The sequence below is a fragment of the Bacillus paranthracis genome (genome assembly GCF_001883995.1).
Classification (GTDB): Bacteria; Bacillota; Bacilli; order Bacillales; family Bacillaceae_G; genus Bacillus_A; species Bacillus_A paranthracis.
Genome location: NZ_MACE01000045.1, coordinates 40,623 through 60,323 on the forward strand (window position 1 = coordinate 40,623; position 19,701 = coordinate 60,323).

General features: G+C 35.1%; 18 protein-coding genes. 14 read left to right on the plus strand and 4 right to left on the minus strand.

The window, feature by feature from the left end; all coding sequences use genetic code 11:
* Positions 1 to 39: 39 nt before the first annotated feature.
* The 13 genes from BAQ46_RS31555 to BAQ46_RS16660 all read left to right on the plus strand — a co-directional run bounded on the left by BAQ46_RS31555 (position 40) and on the right by BAQ46_RS16660 (position 15,233).
* Entirely contained in the window at positions 40 to 153 is a 114-nt protein-coding gene (locus BAQ46_RS31555; RefSeq protein WP_001992445.1) for a hypothetical protein, read from the plus strand.
* 142 nt (positions 154 to 295) lie between these two features.
* The gene (nagE, locus tag BAQ46_RS16600; RefSeq protein ID WP_000938895.1) at positions 296 to 1,798 is read left to right on the plus strand and encodes an N-acetylglucosamine-specific PTS transporter subunit IIBC; all 1,503 of its coding nucleotides are present in this window, start codon (positions 296 to 298) and stop codon (positions 1,796 to 1,798) included.
* Between the two features lie 253 nt (positions 1,799 to 2,051).
* Positions 2,052 to 3,293: a serine hydrolase domain-containing protein gene (locus BAQ46_RS16605; RefSeq protein ID WP_071742198.1), complete on the plus strand. Its 1,242-nt coding sequence runs from the start codon at positions 2,052 to 2,054 to the stop codon at positions 3,291 to 3,293.
* An 84-nt stretch (positions 3,294 to 3,377) separates the two neighbouring features.
* Positions 3,378 to 4,193, plus strand: coding sequence for a sugar ABC transporter ATP-binding protein (locus tag BAQ46_RS16610; protein WP_071742199.1), 816 nt, complete (start codon positions 3,378 to 3,380; stop codon positions 4,191 to 4,193).
* A 164-nt stretch (positions 4,194 to 4,357) separates the two neighbouring features.
* Positions 4,358 to 4,759, plus strand: coding sequence for an LSm family protein (locus BAQ46_RS16615; RefSeq protein ID WP_000335520.1), 402 nt, complete (start codon positions 4,358 to 4,360; stop codon positions 4,757 to 4,759).
* Between the two features lie 16 nt (positions 4,760 to 4,775).
* Positions 4,776 to 4,970 carry an LSm family protein gene (locus BAQ46_RS16620; RefSeq protein WP_000899481.1) on the plus strand — a complete coding sequence of 65 codons (195 nt, stop codon included), beginning with the start codon at positions 4,776 to 4,778 and terminating at the stop codon, positions 4,968 to 4,970.
* Complete coding sequence (locus tag BAQ46_RS16625; RefSeq protein ID WP_116777241.1) at positions 4,951 to 6,531, plus strand: glycosyltransferase family 2 protein; 1,581 nt, start codon at positions 4,951 to 4,953, stop codon at positions 6,529 to 6,531. Before BAQ46_RS16620 ends, BAQ46_RS16625 begins: the two co-directional genes overlap by 20 nt.
* Positions 6,521 to 7,765 (plus strand): nucleotide sugar dehydrogenase, encoded by a 1,245-nt coding sequence (locus tag BAQ46_RS16630; RefSeq protein WP_071742200.1) that lies wholly within the window; start codon positions 6,521 to 6,523, stop codon positions 7,763 to 7,765. Before BAQ46_RS16625 ends, BAQ46_RS16630 begins: the two co-directional genes overlap by 11 nt.
* On the plus strand, positions 7,762 to 8,727 hold the full coding sequence (locus tag BAQ46_RS16635; protein WP_000037033.1) for a UDP-N-acetyl-alpha-D-glucosaminuronate decarboxylase: 966 nt from the start codon (positions 7,762 to 7,764) through the stop codon (positions 8,725 to 8,727). The genes BAQ46_RS16630 and BAQ46_RS16635 overlap by 4 nt, the downstream gene beginning before the upstream one ends.
* Positions 8,720 to 10,264, plus strand: a complete 1,545-nt coding sequence (locus BAQ46_RS16640; RefSeq protein WP_001129990.1) for a glycosyltransferase family 2 protein — start codon at positions 8,720 to 8,722, stop codon at positions 10,262 to 10,264. Before BAQ46_RS16635 ends, BAQ46_RS16640 begins: the two co-directional genes overlap by 8 nt.
* A 339-nt stretch (positions 10,265 to 10,603) precedes the next feature.
* Positions 10,604 to 12,853 (plus strand): formate C-acetyltransferase, encoded by a 2,250-nt coding sequence (gene pflB / locus BAQ46_RS16650; RefSeq protein WP_000195487.1) that lies wholly within the window; start codon positions 10,604 to 10,606, stop codon positions 12,851 to 12,853.
* A gap of 69 nt (positions 12,854 to 12,922) precedes the next feature.
* Complete coding sequence (gene pflA / locus BAQ46_RS16655; protein ID WP_071742201.1) at positions 12,923 to 13,654, plus strand: pyruvate formate-lyase-activating protein; 732 nt, start codon at positions 12,923 to 12,925, stop codon at positions 13,652 to 13,654.
* Between the two features lie 412 nt (positions 13,655 to 14,066).
* Positions 14,067 to 15,233: a diglucosyl diacylglycerol synthase gene (locus BAQ46_RS16660; RefSeq protein ID WP_000594702.1), complete on the plus strand. Its 1,167-nt coding sequence runs from the start codon at positions 14,067 to 14,069 to the stop codon at positions 15,231 to 15,233.
* Between the two features lie 364 nt (positions 15,234 to 15,597).
* Here the strand turns inward: BAQ46_RS16660 and BAQ46_RS16665 are convergent, their stop codons facing one another.
* The 4 genes from BAQ46_RS16665 to BAQ46_RS16680 all read right to left on the minus strand — a co-directional run bounded on the left by BAQ46_RS16665 (position 15,598) and on the right by BAQ46_RS16680 (position 18,803).
* A complete protein-coding gene (locus tag BAQ46_RS16665; protein WP_000358480.1) occupies positions 15,598 to 15,717 on the minus strand; it encodes a YfhE family protein in 120 nt (39 codons plus the stop codon).
* 110 nt (positions 15,718 to 15,827) lie between these two features.
* Entirely contained in the window at positions 15,828 to 16,385 is a 558-nt protein-coding gene (locus BAQ46_RS16670) for a GNAT family N-acetyltransferase (RefSeq protein WP_000914738.1), read from the minus strand.
* Between the two features lie 241 nt (positions 16,386 to 16,626).
* A complete protein-coding gene (locus tag BAQ46_RS16675; protein ID WP_000698303.1) occupies positions 16,627 to 17,757 on the minus strand; it encodes an amidohydrolase in 1,131 nt (376 codons plus the stop codon).
* Between the two features lie 140 nt (positions 17,758 to 17,897).
* On the minus strand, positions 17,898 to 18,803 hold the full coding sequence (locus BAQ46_RS16680) for a TIGR01777 family oxidoreductase (protein WP_000684394.1): 906 nt from the start codon (positions 18,801 to 18,803) through the stop codon (positions 17,898 to 17,900).
* Between the two features lie 81 nt (positions 18,804 to 18,884).
* Between BAQ46_RS16680 and recX the strand changes: the two genes are divergently transcribed.
* A complete protein-coding gene (gene recX / locus BAQ46_RS16685) occupies positions 18,885 to 19,697 on the plus strand; it encodes a recombination regulator RecX (protein ID WP_000268522.1) in 813 nt (270 codons plus the stop codon).
* The last annotated feature ends 4 nt before the right edge of the window (positions 19,698 to 19,701 follow it).

Here is a 19,701-nt window from a genome sequence, read left to right on the forward strand (position 1 = left end):
AGTTTACTTTTCCCGATATGCTCGGAAATAAATAATAACATGAAAAAGTGGAATGATAAAACGAAAGTTGCATGTTCTATAGTGGGTCTTTCGTTTCGCGTATTCTGTAGTGAAAAAGGAGAATTTTCCTTTTATATAACAGTTTGGAAATAGGAGATTTATCCATAAAAAATTCAAAAATAAAAACTACACATCTATACAACTATATGTTATTATGGTTATGTAAATAGAAAGCGTTTTCTAAGGCGTACTTATAATGATAACGATTTCATAAATTGAATTAGGGGGAATTAAAATGTTGCAGTTTCTACAACGTATTGGTAAAGCGTTAATGCTTCCAATCGCAGTACTACCAGCAGCAGGATTATTGCTTCGTTTAGGGCAACCAGATGTATTTGATATTCCTGTTATGGCACAGGCTGGCGCAGCAGTTTTTGATAATTTAGCACTTATTTTTGCAATTGGTATTGCAATCGGTCTTTCAGTTGATGGTAGTGGTGCAGCAGGTCTTGCAGGTGCAATTGGTTATCTAGTTATGAAAAACAGTATTGATGCACTGAGCAAAGGGTATTCTACTGCTGAATTACAAGATAAATTAGGCAAAGTCCAAGATTTAATAGGTAATAGCGCTAATGTTGATCCATCTAAGCTTGCAGATACAATGACACAAGTATCTAAGGCGGCCGAATTATCGACTAAAGTGGATATGAAAGTTTTAGGTGGCATTATTGTTGGTGTTATAGCAGGACTTCTTTATAATAAATTCCATAAAATTAAACTTCCAGAATGGTTAGGGTTCTTTGCTGGAAAACGTTTCGTTCCGATTGTTACATCGGTAGTAATGCTAATACTAGGAATTTTATTTGCACAAATTTGGCCAACAATTCAAAATGGCATTGATGCATTAGCTCACGGAATTGTTAATTTAGGTGCAATTGGTTCAGGATTGTTTGGTTTATTAAACCGTCTATTAATCCCAATCGGTTTACACCACGTAATGAACACATATTTCTGGTTCGTATTTGGGGACTTTACAAATGCAGCAGGTAATGTTGTGAATGGTGATATTGCTCGTTTCCTTGCGGGTGATAAAACAGCAGGTATGTTCATGACAGGTTTCTTCCCAGTTATGATGTTCGGTTTACCAGCAGCATGTTTCGCAATGATTGCGGCTGCTAAACCAGAAAAACGTAAAATGGTTACAGGTATGTTAGGTGGTCTAGCATTAACTTCATTCTTAACTGGTATTACAGAACCAATTGAATTCTCATTCATGTTCTTATCACCAGTATTATATGGTATTCATGCTGTATTAACAGGTCTTTCTTTATTCATTACAACATCACTTGGTATTCACGATGGTTTCTCATTTAGTGCCGGTGCAATTGATTATGCTTTAAACTTCGGTATTGCAACAAAACCAGTATTATTAGCTGGAATCGGTTTAATTTACGCAGCAATTTACTTTGTAGTATTCTACTTCTTAATTAAGAAGTTCGACCTAAAAACTCCTGGTCGTGAAGATGAAGAGGAAGTAGCTGAAGGCGAAGAAGCTCCAGTTGCAGGTTCAATTGGTGAAACTTACGTATTAGCTTTAGGCGGAAAAGAAAACTTAACAGTTATTGATAACTGTGCGACACGTCTACGCTTACAAGTGAAAGATGCTGGTCAAGTAAACGAAGCAGCATTAAAACGTGCTGGTGCAAAAGGTGTTATGAAATTAAGTAACACGAGTGTCCAAGTTATCGTAGGTACAAATGTTGAATCTGTTGCCGATGATATGAAAAAACACGTATAAATAATTAGATAAGAGGATATCCAAAAAGATTGATAACATCAGTTTTTAGAGGATATCCTCTTTTTTTATGTTAAAAATTTAACGGGAATCTTACTTTTGTAAATTTTCTTTTTCTTTTTTATACATATAGGTTGGTAATATGTGCAGTGCGTGATAAAGTAGGGATGACATAGAATGGATTATCCATAATCTACTAAAATAAATCTTTAGTAGAGAGATTAAATTATTGGTGAATAAGGGGAAAAAAGTAATCATGGATCACGAAAAAAATAATGCGAATGGGAAATCACGTCGGCCGATTGTATACATAAAAAGAACAATCATTCTCGTCTTACTATTTTCACTTGTATATTTCATGTATACAAAAATTGTTGCGCATAATAAGAAAGAAGAAACTTTAAAAGCAGCAGCAGAAATGAAGAAACAAGAAGAGCTAAAAAAGAAAGAAGAAAAAAAGAAGCAAGAAGCAAAAAAACAAATAGAGCAGGAAGAACAAGTGAAGCAAGCACAAGCTGCAGAACAGCCTGCTGAGGGACCACCTCAAGAAATTAATGAAAACGCTCAATTAGATCAATATTTGCAAAAAACAGGATTTAGCGGGACAGCGGTTATTGTGAAGAACGGAAAGGTTCTTTTGAATAAAGGATACGGTATGGCGAATAAAGAGAAACAAGTACCGAATAATTCAGAGACAACTTTTTATATTGGTTCTATTTCAAAGGCTTTTGTAGCGACTGCTATTATGCAATTAAAAGATCAAAATAAGTTAAATGTAGAGGATACGATTGCGAAGTATATTCCAGATTTCCCTCAAGGTAAGGGCATTCAGTTAAAACATTTACTAACACATACATCAGGAATTCCAGAGTACGAGCAGGGAACAGAGGATATCTCTCATGAAGAATTGATAAAACGAATAGGAAAGCAAAAGCGTATTGGAAGTCCAGGAGAGAAATGGAAGTATTCCGATTCTAACTATTCGATACTTGCCTATATTGCTGAGAAGGTAAGCGGACAACCGTTAGAAGAGTATATTAAACAACATGTTTTTGCTACTGCTGGTATGAAACATTCTGGTTTTGGTAGAGAGCTAGAACAAACGAGATTTCCATCGACAGGTTATAAAATAGTAAATAACAATATGACAACACCTAATATTCCAAGTATGTCACAACTTTATGGTTGTGGTGATATATATACAAGTGCCCATGATTTATATTTATTTAATGAAGCGCTCTTCTCTGGAAAGTTGATTTCAAAAGAAAGCTACGATCAAATGTTTACAGGTGGAAAAAAAGATTACGGGTTTGGATGGTACGTAGACCCGGGAAGTTATTCGAATCACGGTGTAATGCCAGGCTGGAACTGTTTAAATGGATTTAGTAAAAATGGTAGTGTGTATGTTGTTTTATTATCTAACATTCAAAACAACATTAAATCTTTTGGTAAAGTGAATAATGACATTTATACGATGTTACGAAATATTGAAGTGTAAGAGACTATCCTTTTGGGTAGTTTTTTTTATTGAGGAAGTGTATGTGCAATGAGATAATGAAATAAATGGAAAAGGGGGAGGGGTATGAGTATACATAAGCATCATGAACGTAATGCAAAGCGCATCTTTTTTTTATCTGTTATTGTATGGATTATCGTCGCAATTGGATTAGTGATGGAATATAAAAAAGGGATGCTATTCACTTCGGAGAAAGAAAATCTGAAATTAATAGGTGTTGTACTACCGGCATTTGGATTATTAATATATAGCTTTATAGAAAAACAAAGATCAAAAATGCTCAAACAGGAACATTATAATATAGAGACCTCTGAATTATTGGAGCAACAAAAATTTGTCGTTCGCAAAGAGGTAGGAGTATTTCAAGTAATTACATACTTTGGATTAGATGGAAATACAGTAGGATTTTTAAAAGAAGAGTATGATTTTGTTATTCAAAGTGTATGGCAAGCTGTACTCTCTTTTCTTTTTAAGGGACTACATAAGCAACAATTTTATTTATATAATCAATCGGGAGAAAGATTATTGCGTGTTCAAAAGAAGATGGGAGTACGCAACTTTTATATTTTTTCTAATGTAGATGGAGAGAAATTAGGAGAGTTGAAACAAGTACTAAGTTTAAAAAAGTGGGAATGGATCTTTCTAGGATCGGATGGTAAGGAATTTGGTAAAGTGACTGGGGACTTTTCAGCAACAATGCAGAAAATAGAATGGCGAGATGGAACGCATATTGATGTGAAAGAAGATGGTATTCCGTTAGAAGCTGTTAAGTATTTCTCGGCAAGCGGTGGTTCACTTGTTACAGCTTCTATAAGTGAACGGGCAGAATTACCACGAGCGGTTTATTACAGTGTCTCTGCGATAGTTACAATTAAAAATTAAGAGGTAAAAAAGATAGATGGAATGCCATCTATCTTTTTTATTGTTAGAACATATTGTTTCGTTGAAAAATGTATGTCTTACCTATCACAAAAAGAGTCTGCTTTGTATACATTAAGATGTATGGATATATTTTTATAATTTAAAAATAATAGGAGGAGAAGTGTATGTGTTTATTCGGTAAGTATTGGAAAAAGTTATCGAGATTGTTTAATAGACAATTAGATTATTTTTTAGATAATAAGTTATTGCCTGCTGTGGAACGACTTTTGTTTTCGCAAAACTTCGCGAGGTTTATTCAAAGAAACTCCAAGCAAGCTACGGAAGAATTTATTGAATCAAGTAGATTTCAATCTATTATTTGTAACATTTTAAAAGAATGTAATACATCACCTTTTAAAGAAATTGCAGAGCAGTATTTAGGTAAAAATGTAGAAATTACGGTGACAGTTGGACAGTTAACAGGTGTAATTGTAGCAGTTGGTGATGATTTCTTAACACTGCAAGAAGGAATAGGAACAGAAGTTTTATTACCATTTACAAGTATTATATCAATTAAAGAAGCGTAAGAAAGGAGACTTATATATGTTATTTACTGAAGAATTACGTAACCATGTTGGTGAGCTAGTGCAAGTTGTGACAGCGGTCGAAATTGTTGCGGGTATTTTGTTATCTGTGACAGACGGGGCAGTAAGTGTTCGTACTTCTCCTTCTTATGGACCACCGGAAGATGTAGTTGTACGTATTCCTATCATTTCTTATGTTCGCTTGGAAGGGTAAGCGTGGTACAAGTATGAGGGTATCAGTTATTATTCCGGCGCATAATGAAGCGAGTACTTTATCACAAGTCTTAGTAGAAGTGGAGAAATTGAAACCATATGAAATTATCGTAGTAGATAATGGGTCGACAGATGGAACAAAAGAAATAGCCTTACAACATCATTGCCATGTCATTTATTATAAATATTCTCTTGGTAATGATGTTGGACGGGCAATTGGTGCAAGAGAAGCGAAAGGCGACATTGTTTTGTTTTTAGATGGTGATATCGTCATTGATCATAGAGAGCTGCAACGTTTTATAAAAGGTATTCAGCAAGGCCACCAAATTGTTGTGAATAATTTAACATGGTCCGTTTATTTAAAGATGAGACCGCATTATACGACAGTTGGAAAATTTATGTTGAATCGTTATTTGAATAAAAAAGAGCTTGTTGTTGGATCTTTAATCGCAATTCCGCATGCAATGAGTAGGGAAGTTATTCAGAAGTTTGGTTGGTGGAATTTAGCGGATCCAGCACTATTTCAAGCGATGGCGATGTCTAGAGGAGTAGATATTGTCGATATGGCTTCAGTCGATGTCATTCATACAAATAAAGTGCGTCCTGTTCATACTGGTACATCACCCGGTTCTCCTTATCCGAAAGCGACTAGCCGTATTATGGGGGATCATTTACGTGCTTTGCAATACGTAATCGAAATATATGGTAACCGTGGCGGCTTTTCGGAAGGAAAGAGGGATAGAGAATTTATAGGAAAGTATAAACCAGTTTTATTACAAAAGAAAAAAGCGAAATATAGTGCAATTATCCCAGTATCAGAAGAAAAGATGACTATAAGATCTGTTATACAAGAAGTGAAAAAATCAGGTATAGATGAAATTATAGTTGTTGCGAATGGAGCGGACGTTGAGACAGTTAAACAAGCAAAGCTAGAGAATGTCATTGTTATTGAATTTGAGGAAGCGCTTGGACATAATGTAGCCCGAGCGATAGGAGCTATGCATGCTACGGCCGATATTTGTTTATTTGTCGATGGTGATTTTGTTATTCCAGGGGAAAAACTAATTCCATTTTTACATGCTATCGAAGATGGAAATGATGTGGCATTGAATGATTTACAGTGTTTATTAGATATGTTTCATCCGGCAGACCCAATTAGCATGGGAAAATATTTTGTGAATTTGGTAGCGAAACGACCAGATTTATGGAATAACTCATTAACGGCAGTACCACATGCTATGCATAAAAAGGTAATAGAGAAAATCGGATATGATTCTCTTATCATTCCACCACTCGCTCAAATGAAAGCTATTTTGGAGGGATTTTCTATTACAGCGGTAGACTTTGTAGATGTCATAAAAACAAATCGAGTACGCCCAGAGCAACATGGATTTGTAAATGGGCGTATTCCAGCATTTGATCGTATTTTCGGTGATCAACTTGAGGCGATTGCATATTTATTGCAATCCACAGACGAGCGCGGGAGTTTTACAGATGGAGAGCGGAATAGAAATATCATTCAACAATTGAGAAAGGAAGAAGAGAATACAGATGAATGTTAGTAGTACAGTTGCCATTATCGGATTAGGATATGTTGGTCTTCCTTTGGCAGTTCATTTTGCAGAGAGAGGACATACAGTGCTTGGATTAGATAAAGATACTAGAAAAATAGAATCAATTATACAGGGAGAAAGTTATATTCCAGATGTTTCTTCTAAATTGTTACAGAGTTTATTGACTAGAAAAAAATTAATAGTCAATACACCGGATCAAGGTATTGCTGATTTTCAAAATAGTGATTATGTTATTGTCACTGTCCCAACTCCAATTAATGAACAAAGAGAACCGGACTTAAGTGCCCTCATTTCAGCTTCGCATTATATACAACAAAACCTTCAAAAAGGACAAACCTTCATTTTCGAAAGTTCCACATATCCAGGTACGCTCGAGGAAGTTATTATTCCGATTATTTCTCAAACAGGAAAAAAGGTAGGAGAAGATTTCTATATTGGGTATTCTCCTGAGAGAATTGACCCAGCTAATAGTCAATATTCAGTTCAAACGATTCCAAAAGTCATTAGTGGACAAACAGAAATGTGTAAACAAAAAGTACAGGCTTTGTATAGCACTATATTTGATGTAGTTGTTCCAGTTAGCTCCCCAAAAGTAGCAGAAATGTGTAAGCTATTTGAAAATATTCAGCGCTTAGTCAATATTTCATTAGTAAATGAGTTAAATACACTATGTGAAAGTTTAGGAATTGATTTTTATGAGGCACTTGAAGCGGCATCTACAAAACCATTTGGATTTACGCCGTATTGGCCAGGACCAGGGATAGGGGGACACTGTATTCCGGTAGATCCTTTATATTTCCAGTGGAGAATAAAAAAGAATGGAGCAATTAGTCAATTAATTGAGGCGGCACATGTAATTAATGAGGAAATGCCAGAGAAAGTGGTCCGGAAAGTAAAAGGTGTGGTGCAATCACCTGCAAAGGTTTTAATTGTAGGGATTGCATATAAAAAAGATGTAAATGACTTAAGAGAATCGCCAGCGTTGCCAATTATTGAATTGTTAATAAAAGCAGGATATGAGATAGCGTATCACGATCCATATATTTCTTCTGCAAAATTTGGAGATAAGGTGTATCAATCTGTTTCTTTGGATGAACAAGCCGTTAAACAAGCGGATTGTATTTTAATTTTAACAGACCACTCTAATATCGATTGGAAGGTTTTTAAAGGGATAAAGCAAGTCGTAGATACACGTGGAATTATAAAGAAGGTGAGTGTATGAGTAAGAAATGTTTAATTACAGGTGGAGCAGGATTTATTGGATCGCATTTAGCTGAAGAGCTGGTGAAAAGAGGTTATGATGTCACTATCGTTGATAACTTCTATAAAGGGAAAAATAAATATCATGATGAGTTAATGAAAGAAATTCGGGTTATTCCAATAAGTGTTTTAGATAAAAATTCTATTTATGAATTAGTAAATCAACATGATGTAGTGTTTCATTTAGCAGCAATTTTAGGTGTGAAAACGACAATGGAAAAGAGCATAGAGCTTATTGAAACGAATTTTGATGGAACGAGAAACATTTTACAAGCAGCGCTAAAAGGAAAGAAGAAAGTAGTTTTTGCGTCTACTTCAGAAGTATATGGTAAGGCAAAGCCGCCCTTTTCTGAAGAAGGAGATCGATTATACGGTGCAACCTCTAAAATACGTTGGAGTTATGCAATTTGTAAAACGTTAGAAGAAACATTATGTTTAGGATACGCTTTAGAAGGTTTACCTGTAACGATTGTTCGTTATTTTAATATTTATGGTCCAAGAGCGAAAGATGGTCCGTATGCAGGGGTAATCCCACGATTTATCCGCGCAGCACTGCGAGGAGAAGACATTCTCGTATATGGAGATGGAAAGCAGACACGTTGTTTTACGTATGTAAGTGATGCGGTAGAGGCAACGATTCGAGCAATGGATGAGAAGGTAAATGGTGAGATTATTAATATAGGTTCTGAGAATGAAAAGAGTATAAAAGAAGTAGCAGCAGTAATAAAAAAATTAACGAATTCTTCTTCAAAAATTGTTCAAGTTCCTTTCGAAGAGGTATATCCACATGGCTTTGAAGAAATTCCAAATAGAAGACCAGATGTAACGAAATTAAGAGAACTTGTTCAATTTCAAGCGAAAGTAACGTGGGAACAAGGGTTGAAAGAAACTATTAAATGGTTTCGTGAAGAAAACAATGGCTAAGTCACTATCGATTATTATACCTGTATGTAATGAAGTGGATACGATTTCAGACGTTATTCAATCGGCAAAAGGATTAAATCCAGTAGAGATTATTGTAGTAGCAAACGGTTGTAACGATGGTACAGAAGAGGTTGCTGATCATTTAGGGTGTAAAGTAATCAAGTATACAGAGCTACTGGGGAATGATGTGGGCCGTGCAGTTGGCGCAAAACACGCGATAGGTGATGTATTACTATTTATAGATGGAGATTTTGTTATTCAAACTTCAAAGTTACAATTATTCCTAAATCCAATTTTACATGATCAGGCCGACATCGTTTTAAATAATTTGGATGCGTTATTTTTAAAGAAACAAAAACCGCACTCAGTGACAGTGTGGCGCCAAATATTAAATGCAATGTTAGAGAGTGAGGAGTTAAAAATTGACTCTTTATTATCTGTACCTCATGCGTTGACGAAAGAAGTTGTTCAAAGCATTGGGTATGAATGTTTTGTTAATCCTATTGTCGCTCATTTACGTCTTGTTCAAAGCAAATGGAGAATTAGTCGACATTGTGCAATTGACGTTATTACACCAAATAAATTTCGGCCGACCGAGCATGCTGCGTATGGCACGGGTCTTTCTCATTCTGAAAAACGGATGATAGGTGACCATATAGAAGCTGTAGCGGAGCGAATAGTAGGTAGCGATGAGCGTGGAGGGTATTATGATGGAAATAGGAAAAGAGATAGTGTCTATCATACTTTAGATTTTGAAGATTTTTATCAAGGATGGGGCGTTACATCGAATTTGTATAAGGGAAAGCAATTATCGGTCATTATTCCTGTACAAGATGAAGAGAAAACAATTGGAAACGTTATAGAAGAACTTCGCAAAATTGAACCTTTTGAAATTATCGTTGTTGTAAATGGTTCGTCTGATCAAACAGCAACGATTGCAAAAGAAAAGGGAGCAACGACAATCGTATATAAAGAAGCACTCGGAAATGATGTGGGGCGCTCACTTGGAACGTATTTCGCAAAAGGAGAAATTGTATTATTTATAGACGGCGATTTTGTTATTCCAGCGAGTGAGTTATATCCTTTTGCGAAAGCTATTGCAGATGGAACAGATGTTGCATTAAATGATCTAAATCATTATTTAGATTTAAGAGTACCGCTTCATCTTGTAACTGCATTTAAATATGCATTAAATTTAGCTTGTGATAGAAAAGATCTAGGCGTAGGCTCTCTTATTGCTGTACCGAATGCATTTAGTCGTAAGTGTTTGAAAGAAATTGGATATAGATCTTTACTGGCACCGTGTGTAGCTCAAGTGAAAGCTATTCTTTCAGGATTTGAAGTTGCATGTGTAAGTCGTGTTGAAGTCGATAAGATGAACCGTATTCGACCCAGTGAACATTTTGCTAAAATAGGTCATCCACCAGCTGTACTTCGAATTATTGGTGATCATATAGAAGGGTTAGAGCAATTAATTGCATTAACAGGCAGTCGTGGTGGATTCCATGATGGAAATAGAAAAAGAGATATTTTATAGGTAACAAAAAAGTGTACAACATATGTACACTTTTTTGTTTTGTTATAAAAACTATAACAGATTAGGAGATAAGAGTATTACAGCTCTACAATGGGTATTGTTTTTATATTACAAAATAGGACTCGTATATAAGAATACCAAAAAAATACAATTAAGGAAAGGGTTAATTTTAAAGACTTTAAAATGAAGTTAACACTATGTATATAGTAGTTTGCTCAACATTTCACAAACATGTCACAACTATTTCGTTCACTTTCGTAAAAAAGTAGTATTCTAAGTGTGTAAGCTGTTATATAAAAAATCTTAGTCCTGTACTAATCAAAAATGGAGGAGATTAGGATGACTCAAGTATTAGAAAATGTTAAAAATGCATGGGAAAACTTTAAAGGTGAAAAATGGAAAGCAGAGATTGATGTTCGCGATTTCATTTTAAATAATGTAAACGTTTACGAGGGAGATGAATCTTTCTTAGCGGGAGCAACTGAAGCAACGAAACAACTTTGGGATCAAGTAATGGATTTAACAACGAAAGAACGTGAAAACGGTGGCGTTCTTGATATGGATACAAAAATTGTTTCTTCTATTACATCACATGAACCAGGATATTTAAATAAAGAGACTGAAAAAGTAGTCGGTTTCCAAACTGATAAACCATTTAAACGTTCTTTACAACCGTATGGTGGTATTCGTATGGCGGAACAAGCTTGTGAATCTTATGGATACGAAATGGATAAAGAGCTTAGTCGTATTTTTAGAGATTGGAGAAAAACTCATAACCAAGGTGTATTTGATGCTTATACACCAGAAATGAGAGCTGCTCGTAAATCAGGTGTTATTACGGGTCTTCCGGATGCATACGGACGTGGACGTATTATCGGTGACTACCGCCGCGTAGCATTATATGGAGTAGATCATTTAATTGAAGCGAAGAAAGCAGATTTAAATTTAACTGGCGGTGTAATGAGTGAAGATACAATGCGTTTACGCGAAGAGTTATCTGAACAAATACGTGCACTTCAAGAGTTAAAACAAATGGCTGCTTCTCATGGCTTTGATATTTCTAAGCCAGCAACAACTGCTCAAGAAGCATTCCAATGGTTATACTTCGCATATCTTGCAGCAATTAAAGAGCAAAACGGAGCTGCAATGAGTCTTGGACGTACTTCTACATTCTTAGATATTTATATTGAAAGAGATTTAGCAAATGGTACTTTAACAGAAGAAGACGTACAAGAAATTGTGGATCACTTCATTATGAAATTACGTCTTGTGAAATTTGCAAGAACACCTGATTATAATGAATTATTCTCTGGTGACCCAACTTGGGTAACTGAGTCTATCGGCGGTATGGCATTAGATGGCCGTCCATTAGTAACAAAGAACTCATTCCGTTTCTTGCATACACTAGATAATTTAGGACCAGCTCCAGAACCAAACTTAACAGTTCTTTGGTCTAAACAATTACCACAGAACTTTAAAAACTACTGTGCGAAAATGTCTATTAAAACATCAGCAATTCAATATGAAAATGATGACATTATGCGTGCTGACTACGGCGATGACTACGGGATTGCTTGTTGTGTATCTGCAATGAGAATCGGTAAACAAATGCAATTCTTCGGTGCACGTGCAAACTTAGCAAAAGCATTGCTATATGCGATTAATGGTGGTAAAGATGAAAAATCTAAAGCACAAGTTGGTCCTGAGTACGCACCGATTACTTCTGAAGTATTAGATTATGAAGAAGTTATGCATAAGTTTGATATGACAATGGAATGGTTAGCGGGTCTATATTTAAACACATTAAATGTTATTCACTACATGCACGATAAATATAGCTATGAACGTATTGAAATGGCACTTCACGATACAAATGTTCTTCGTACAATGGCAACAGGTATCGCGGGTCTATCTGTAGTAGCAGACTCTTTAAGTGCAATTAAATACGCAAAAGTAAAACCAATTCGCGATGAAAACGGAATTGCAGTTGACTTTGAAATTGAAGGAGATTTCCCTAAATACGGTAACAATGATGACCGTGTAGATGAAATTGCTGTAAATCTTGTGAAAACATTTATGAATAAACTTCGTAAACATAAAACATATAGAAATTCTGTTCATACAATGTCAATCTTAACAATCACATCTAACGTTGTATACGGTAAGAAAACTGGTAACACTCCAGATGGTCGCCGTACTGGAGAACCATTTGCACCAGGTGCGAACCCGATGCATGGACGTGATACAAAAGGTGCGTTAGCTTCATTATTATCTGTAGCTAAATTACCATATGAAGATGCACAAGATGGCATTTCTAATACATTCTCTATTATTCCAAAAGCACTTGGTAAAGAGGATGAAGTACAAGTACGTAACTTAGTATCAATGCTTGATGGTTATGCAGTAAAAGAAGGACATCACTTAAATATTAACGTATTTAACCGTGAAACATTAATGGATGCAATGGAACATCCTGAGAAATATCCACAATTAACAATTCGCGTATCTGGTTACGCTGTAAACTTTATTAAATTAACTCGTGAACAACAAATCGATGTAATTAACCGTACAATGCATGAAAGCATGTAAATGAAAAAAGTGTCCCTCTGCATTTTATAAATAGCAGAGGGAGGCTGTTTCAATAAAGGAGGAAGTAACATGGTAAAAGGAAGAATTCATTCTGTAGAGTCTTGTGGTACTGTTGATGGCCCAGGAATTCGTTATGTCATATTTACACAAGGGTGTTTATTACGTTGTCAATATTGTCATAATGCTGATACGTGGGAGATCGGTAAAGGAAAAGAAATAACAGTCGAAGAAGTAATGCAGGATGTGACATGTTACCTTCCTTTTATTGAAGCTTCCGGAGGCGGTATAACAGTTAGTGGTGGGGAACCATTATTACAACTAGATTTCTTAATTGAATTATTTAAGAAGTGTAAGGAAATTGGAATTCATACAACAATTGACTCTTCGGGTGGTTGTTATTCTGCAGAACCAGAATTCCAAAATAAGCTAGATATTTTAATGGAATACACAGATTTAGTTTTATTGGATTTGAAACATATTGATTCAAAGAAACATCGTAAATTAACAGGAAAACCAAATGAACATATTTTACAATTTGCTCGTTATTTATCGGATAAAAATAAACCGATTTGGGTACGACACGTATTAGTTCCTGGTATTACTGATAATGAGGAGGATCTACAAAAACTATCTAGTTTTATTCAAAGTCTGTCTAATGTTCAGAAAGTTGAAGTGCTACCATACCATAAGCTTGGTGTATATAAATGGGAGGCACTTGGGCATAAGTATCCACTCGCAAATGTAGAACCGCCTACTGAAAAAAATGTAGAAGAAGCAAGACATATTTTACAAGCAGTCTAATCCAAATGTTGGGTTAGGCTTTTTGCTTTCTTTACAATAAAACCTAGAGTATATATGGAGAAAAGAGTATACTGAAAATAGAATATCCATATTTTTGTAAGGAATAAGTGGAGAAATTTACATAATTGTAAAGGGAAATCAAAATAGTAAAAAGAATTAAGAAGTAAAAGAGTGAGTATCATGGAATAGAGAACATTTGTAAGTTATTGCGAAAGCTCTTATAGGAAAGTATAATGTAAAGATATGAGCACAGATAGGATTAAGGGGTCAATCTTATATGCTTTGCATATCCACGACAGGTACATAGCTGAAAGAGAAATATTAGAGTCTGTTTATGTAATTTTTAAGGAAAATGTTTTTCCTATTGTCGTATATGCAATATGGAGAAACAATAAGCTAGGAGTGGATTTGTTTGATAAAAAACCCCAAGGTTTTAATATTAACTGCACATTACGGAAACGGTCATGTGCAAGTAGCGAAAACATTAGAACAAACATTTCGCCAAAAAGGAATTAAAGATGTAATTGTATGCGATTTGTTCGGAGAATCACATCCGGTTATAACCGATATTACAAAATATTTATATTTAAAAAGTTATACAATAGGAAAAGAATTGTACCGCTTGTTTTATTATGGCGTGGAAAAAATTTATGATAAAAAAATAGCATCTTGGTATGCTAATTTTGGAAGAAAACGTTTGAAATTACTTTTACAAGCGGAGAAACCGGATATTGTTATTAATACGTTTCCGATTATAGCTGTACCAGAATTAAAAAAGCAAACAGGTATTTCAATTCCTGTGTATAACGTATTAACGGATTTCTGTGTGCACAAAATATGGATTCATCGGGAAGTAGATCGTTATTTTGTAGCAACTGATCACGTAAAAGAAGTTATGGTTGATATTGGTGTGCCTGCGGAGCAAATTGTTGAAACTGGAATTCCGATTCGTAGTAGTTTTGAGTTAAAGATCAATTCAGATATTATATATAATAAATATCAGTTATGTAAGAATAAAAAGATTTTACTAATTGTAGCAGGTGCTCATGGAGTATTAGGAAGTGTAAAAGAACTATGCCAATCATTTATGTCAGTACCTGATTTACAAGTAGTTGTTGTTTGTGGGAAAAATGAAGCGTTAAAACAGGATTTGTTAGGGTTACAGGAAAAAAATCCTGATGCATTAAAAGTATTTGGTTATGTAGAAAATATTGATGAACTATTCCGTGTTACTTCTTGTATGATTACAAAGCCAGGCGGTATTACGTTAAGTGAAGCGGCAGCATTGCAAGTACCTGTCATTTTATATAAGCCTGTTCCAGGACAAGAAAATGAAAATGCGATGTACTTTGAAAGAAAAGGGGCTGCAGTTGTCATTCGTGATGATAGTGAGGTTTTTGCAAAAACAGAGGCGTTATTACAAGATGATATGAGGCTTCTTCAAATGAAAGAAGCGATGAAAAGCATTTATCGTCCAGAGCCAGCTGATCATATTGTGGATACAATTTTGGCAGAAAACCATGTAGAACCGAATCATATACCTATTAAATCACCTGCTCTTGCACAATCATTTACTTAATATGAAACCCTCTTTTGTATGTTTAAAGAGGGTTCTTTATTATTTTCGAAGATAAAGACTTATCCACATGAAGAGTGCGCTTTCATTAAACAGTAAAGTCGGAATATTAACAACTATATCCACATTATCCACAATTTTTAGAAAAATATCCACAATTCTAACATTTGATGTGCGTTACGATATATAAACTGGTGAAAGGTTTGCCTAATTTATTCACAATTCTATAAATTATGTGGATAACGTTATCCACATAAAAAAGGTTCCTTATTTATAAGGAACCTTTTTCCTACTCTATCACGTAGAAAAAATATGTAATGAGAATGAATAATTAGGGGGGGAGAACTTCTAATTATTCATTCTCACTTTAAATACTTTTCGAGCGATAACCCGCTGCGCGATCTGCTTTACGAAATTCTCGTTGGTAGAGAACTTCTTGTGTACTAGATAATGCGTTTTTTGCTTTATCACGTTTCTTTTTATCCATTACAAATCACCTCGTGTCCTAAAGTCACTATTTATCGTTTCCAAAGACATGGGGTGATATACGTATATATCAAAATGTTAATGGTTAATTATTATTTCTGAAAATTTAGATTATGCTTCTTTTAAGTGATGAGAATCTTGGAACGTTGTATCTCGCATTGTAGCAAGTGTATATTGATCTTTTGGAATTTCATATAAGTTATATACTTCTTCATTTGCGTTAATTTCATCATAAACGGCTTTTCTTGTTTCGTTTGCTAGGTTTACATATTGTAATTTTTCTGCAGCTTTAATAGAACGAATATTTATTTTGCGAATACGCATAAAGATCGTTTCAATATCTAACTCGTAGAAAAGTTCGCTAAAAAATGAATCTTTTGCCAATTTATTGTAGCCTTTTCCGTGATAAGGTTTGCCAAGCCATGTTCCAAGGAATCCGGCTTTTTCTTGCACATCAAATAAAGTAATTGTTCCGATAGGGTTACCCCATTCATCTAAAATTGTGCGTGAAATTAATTCCCCACGCTCTTCAGCTTCAATCGTTTGTTTCGTTAAAAATAAATATTCCTCATAAGAATAAGCCTTTTGACGCACAAAAGGGAAGACAGCTGGATCCACCATTAACTCGTATAGAACGTGGCTGTCGTGTAAGTCGCGTTTTTTCAACATACTAACTCCTCCTCACACGAGGGTAGCATGACGAAAAAACACCCCACCCTCGAAATTTTTATATCAATCTTTAAAAAATTTCGGGGTGGGAATCGAACCCACTAGAACCAGTTTCTAACGCTGGTGGCGCACCATTTGCCTTCCCCATTCATCAATTTGAAAATGATAATCACGACACAAATTGATTATGGTTTCATTCAGTTTATAATCGTATAATACTTTATCTAGTCAAAAAAATAAACTAGTTTTTTTTATTTTTTTTGTAAATTATTTTTCCATCAATCATAGTTAGTACAGGCTTGGCTAAATAATGGAAAGGATGATGGGTCCAGAGCACAAGATCAGCGTCTTTTCCAGCCTCAATGCTTCCAATTCTATCCTCTAAACGTAAATTTCGCGCTGGAAATATAGTGATTCCTTCTAGTGCAGTTTTTTCGTCTAATCCTTCCCTTACTGCGACAGCAGCACAAACATTTAAATATTGAATGGGTGTATAGGGGTGATCTGTTGTGATGGAAACTTCCACTCCATTTTTTGATAATATATGGTAAGTATCCCATGTTTTATTTTTTAGTTCGATTTTAGAACGGCGTGTAAGCGTGGGGCCAACTGAAACCTTCAAATTGTGTTTTGAAAGTTCTTCAACAATAAAGTGTCCTTCTGTACAATGTTCAATACGTAAATCAAGATTGAACTCTGTTGCAAAGCGTAGAGCGGAACTAATATCATCTGCTCGGTGAGCGTGGATACGTACGGGTATTTCACGGCGTAATGCTTTTAAAATAGGAAGCATTCGAAAATCTGCTTCATGCCCGTAGTGCTGTGCTTCATAAAATGATTCCCGAAGTAATCCCATAATTCCCATACGCGTAATGGACTCTTTTGTTCCATTACTATGGACTTTTTTAGGATTTTCGCCAAAGGCAATCTTTAAGCCAGCAGGTTCTTGAATGATCATATGATCAATACAAGTTCCGGCTGTTTTTATTACACAAGTCGTACCACCGATGATGTTTTGACTTCCTGGCATAACGTGAACAGTTGTAATTCCATTTTGTACCGCATCTTGAAATGCAATATCCAAAGGGTGGATTCCGTCTAAAGAACGAATATGGGGTGTTGAAACTTCAGACGTTTCATTTGCATCATTGCCAGCCCAACCAGTACCTTCATCATAGAGACCAAGATGGGTATGGACATCAATAAATCCAGGTAAGAGATGAAGAGCACGTGCGTCTATAACTGTCATATCTTGAGTAGGTTGAATGGAAGGCTTGACCTCAGCAATTTTTTCTCCTATAACGAGTACATCCCCTTGAAATTTTTGGGATGTAATAGGATATACAATGGCTTGTTTGAGCAATATTTTCATAGGTACCTCATTTCTGTTACTTTATAATGTTAATGGAATGTAAGGGAAAGTAACTGAAAGATTATTTGTGTAATAATGCTCCGGATGCTAGAAAATAAAAGTTTTGAAAGGGCCCTCTGTAAAACTGTGTTTTAGAAGTACTACATTGTATGCGAAAGTATATTTTGTAATGCATGGTCTATTGACGGAAATGTGTATTGATACCCATACTCAATTGCTTTACTAGGTAATACATGTTGCCCTTCTAGTACAAGTATGCTCATCTCGCCTAATAAAGCATGAAGCATAAATGAAGGGACAGGTAACCAATGAGGTTTTTTTATTATAGTTGCAATGATTTCTCCAAATTCCTTCATTCTTATAGGATCAGGAGCTGTAATGTTAAGAGGTCCATCAATTTCTTCTTTGTGTATGATGAAATCAATCATGCGAACGACATCGTCTATATGAATCCATGATAACCATTGATTTCCAGATCCAACTGTACCTCCGATATAGAATTGATAGGGAAGTAGCATTTTTGGAAGGGCTCCTCCGTCTGGACCTAATACGACTCCGAATCTTGCGTAGATTGTCCGTATTCCGAGAGCACGTGCTTTAGATGCTTCTTGTTCCCATGAATATACTGTATTTGCTAAAAAGTCATTTCCAGGAGTCACATGCTGTTCTGTAAAAGACTCGGTTTCAGACGTTCCATAGTATCCAATTGCACTTGCGTTAATAAATGTGTGTGGTTTTGTAGGGAGTGCCTGCAATTGTTTAATGAGTCCTTTTGTTGTTTGAATTCTACTGTTTAAAATGACTTTCTTTTGTTTCTTTGTCCATCTACTATTAATAGACTCTCCAGCTAGATTAATAACTACATCAATAGAAGAGAGGGGGAAGGTTTGTAAATCTGGTGTCCATTGTACATACTGAAGGTTAGGATCGGAAGTTTCAGCAGTTTTTTTTCGTGAGAGAATGTAAACAGTATATCCTTTTTGAATAAAAAAGGTAGAAAGGTATTTACCTATAAAGCCGGTACCACCAGAAATTGCGATTTTCACAATTATTTCCTCCTCATTATATATATTCTTGAAAAGCAAAAACGTTCCTTGACTATGTTAAAATAATAGAGAGGTGAGAGTATGGCTGTCATTACAAAAATAGAAGTGCAAAAACGATCGAAAGAACGGTTTAATATTTATATCGATAAAGGTCAAGGTGAAGAATACGGATTTAGTGTCAATGAAGTAATCTTAATAAAACATGGATTACAAAAAGGCTTAGAAATTGATGAAATAGCTTTAGGAAATATTTTGTACAATGAAGAGGTACAAAAAGCATATTTACAAGCAATCTCCTATTTATCCTATCAAATGAGAACGAAACTAGAAATAGAAGATTTTTTACGAAAAAAAGAAGTTGGACAAGCCATCATCTCTGAGGTCGTTTCGAAATTATTACATGACCGATATATTAATGATAAAGAGTATGCTATTTTATATACGAGAACGCAAAGTAATGTGAATCGAAAAGGTCCAACGGTTATTAAAAGAGAGTTGTTAAATAAAGGTGTTCAGGATTTAATTATTACGCATAGTTTACAAGAATATCCGAAGGAAAAGCAAATTGAGAATGCTTTAATTCTTATAGAAAAGAAGAAGAAATCTTATCAAAAGCATTCCTTTTTACAAATGAAGCTAAAGTTAGACGAAATGCTGGTTCGTAAAGGATATTCTAGAGATGTGATTCAAATTTGTTTAGAAGAATTGAAAGACGAAAAAGATGACGAAAAGCAACGAGAAGCGTTACACTATCATGGGAATAAATACTATGAGAAATATAAGAAGTATGATGGATGGACATTTGAAAATAAGATGAAACAAGCGTTATATCGCAAAGGATTCTCTATCGATGAGATAGAGATATTTTTGCAAATGAAACGCGAAGAGGGATGAGGGA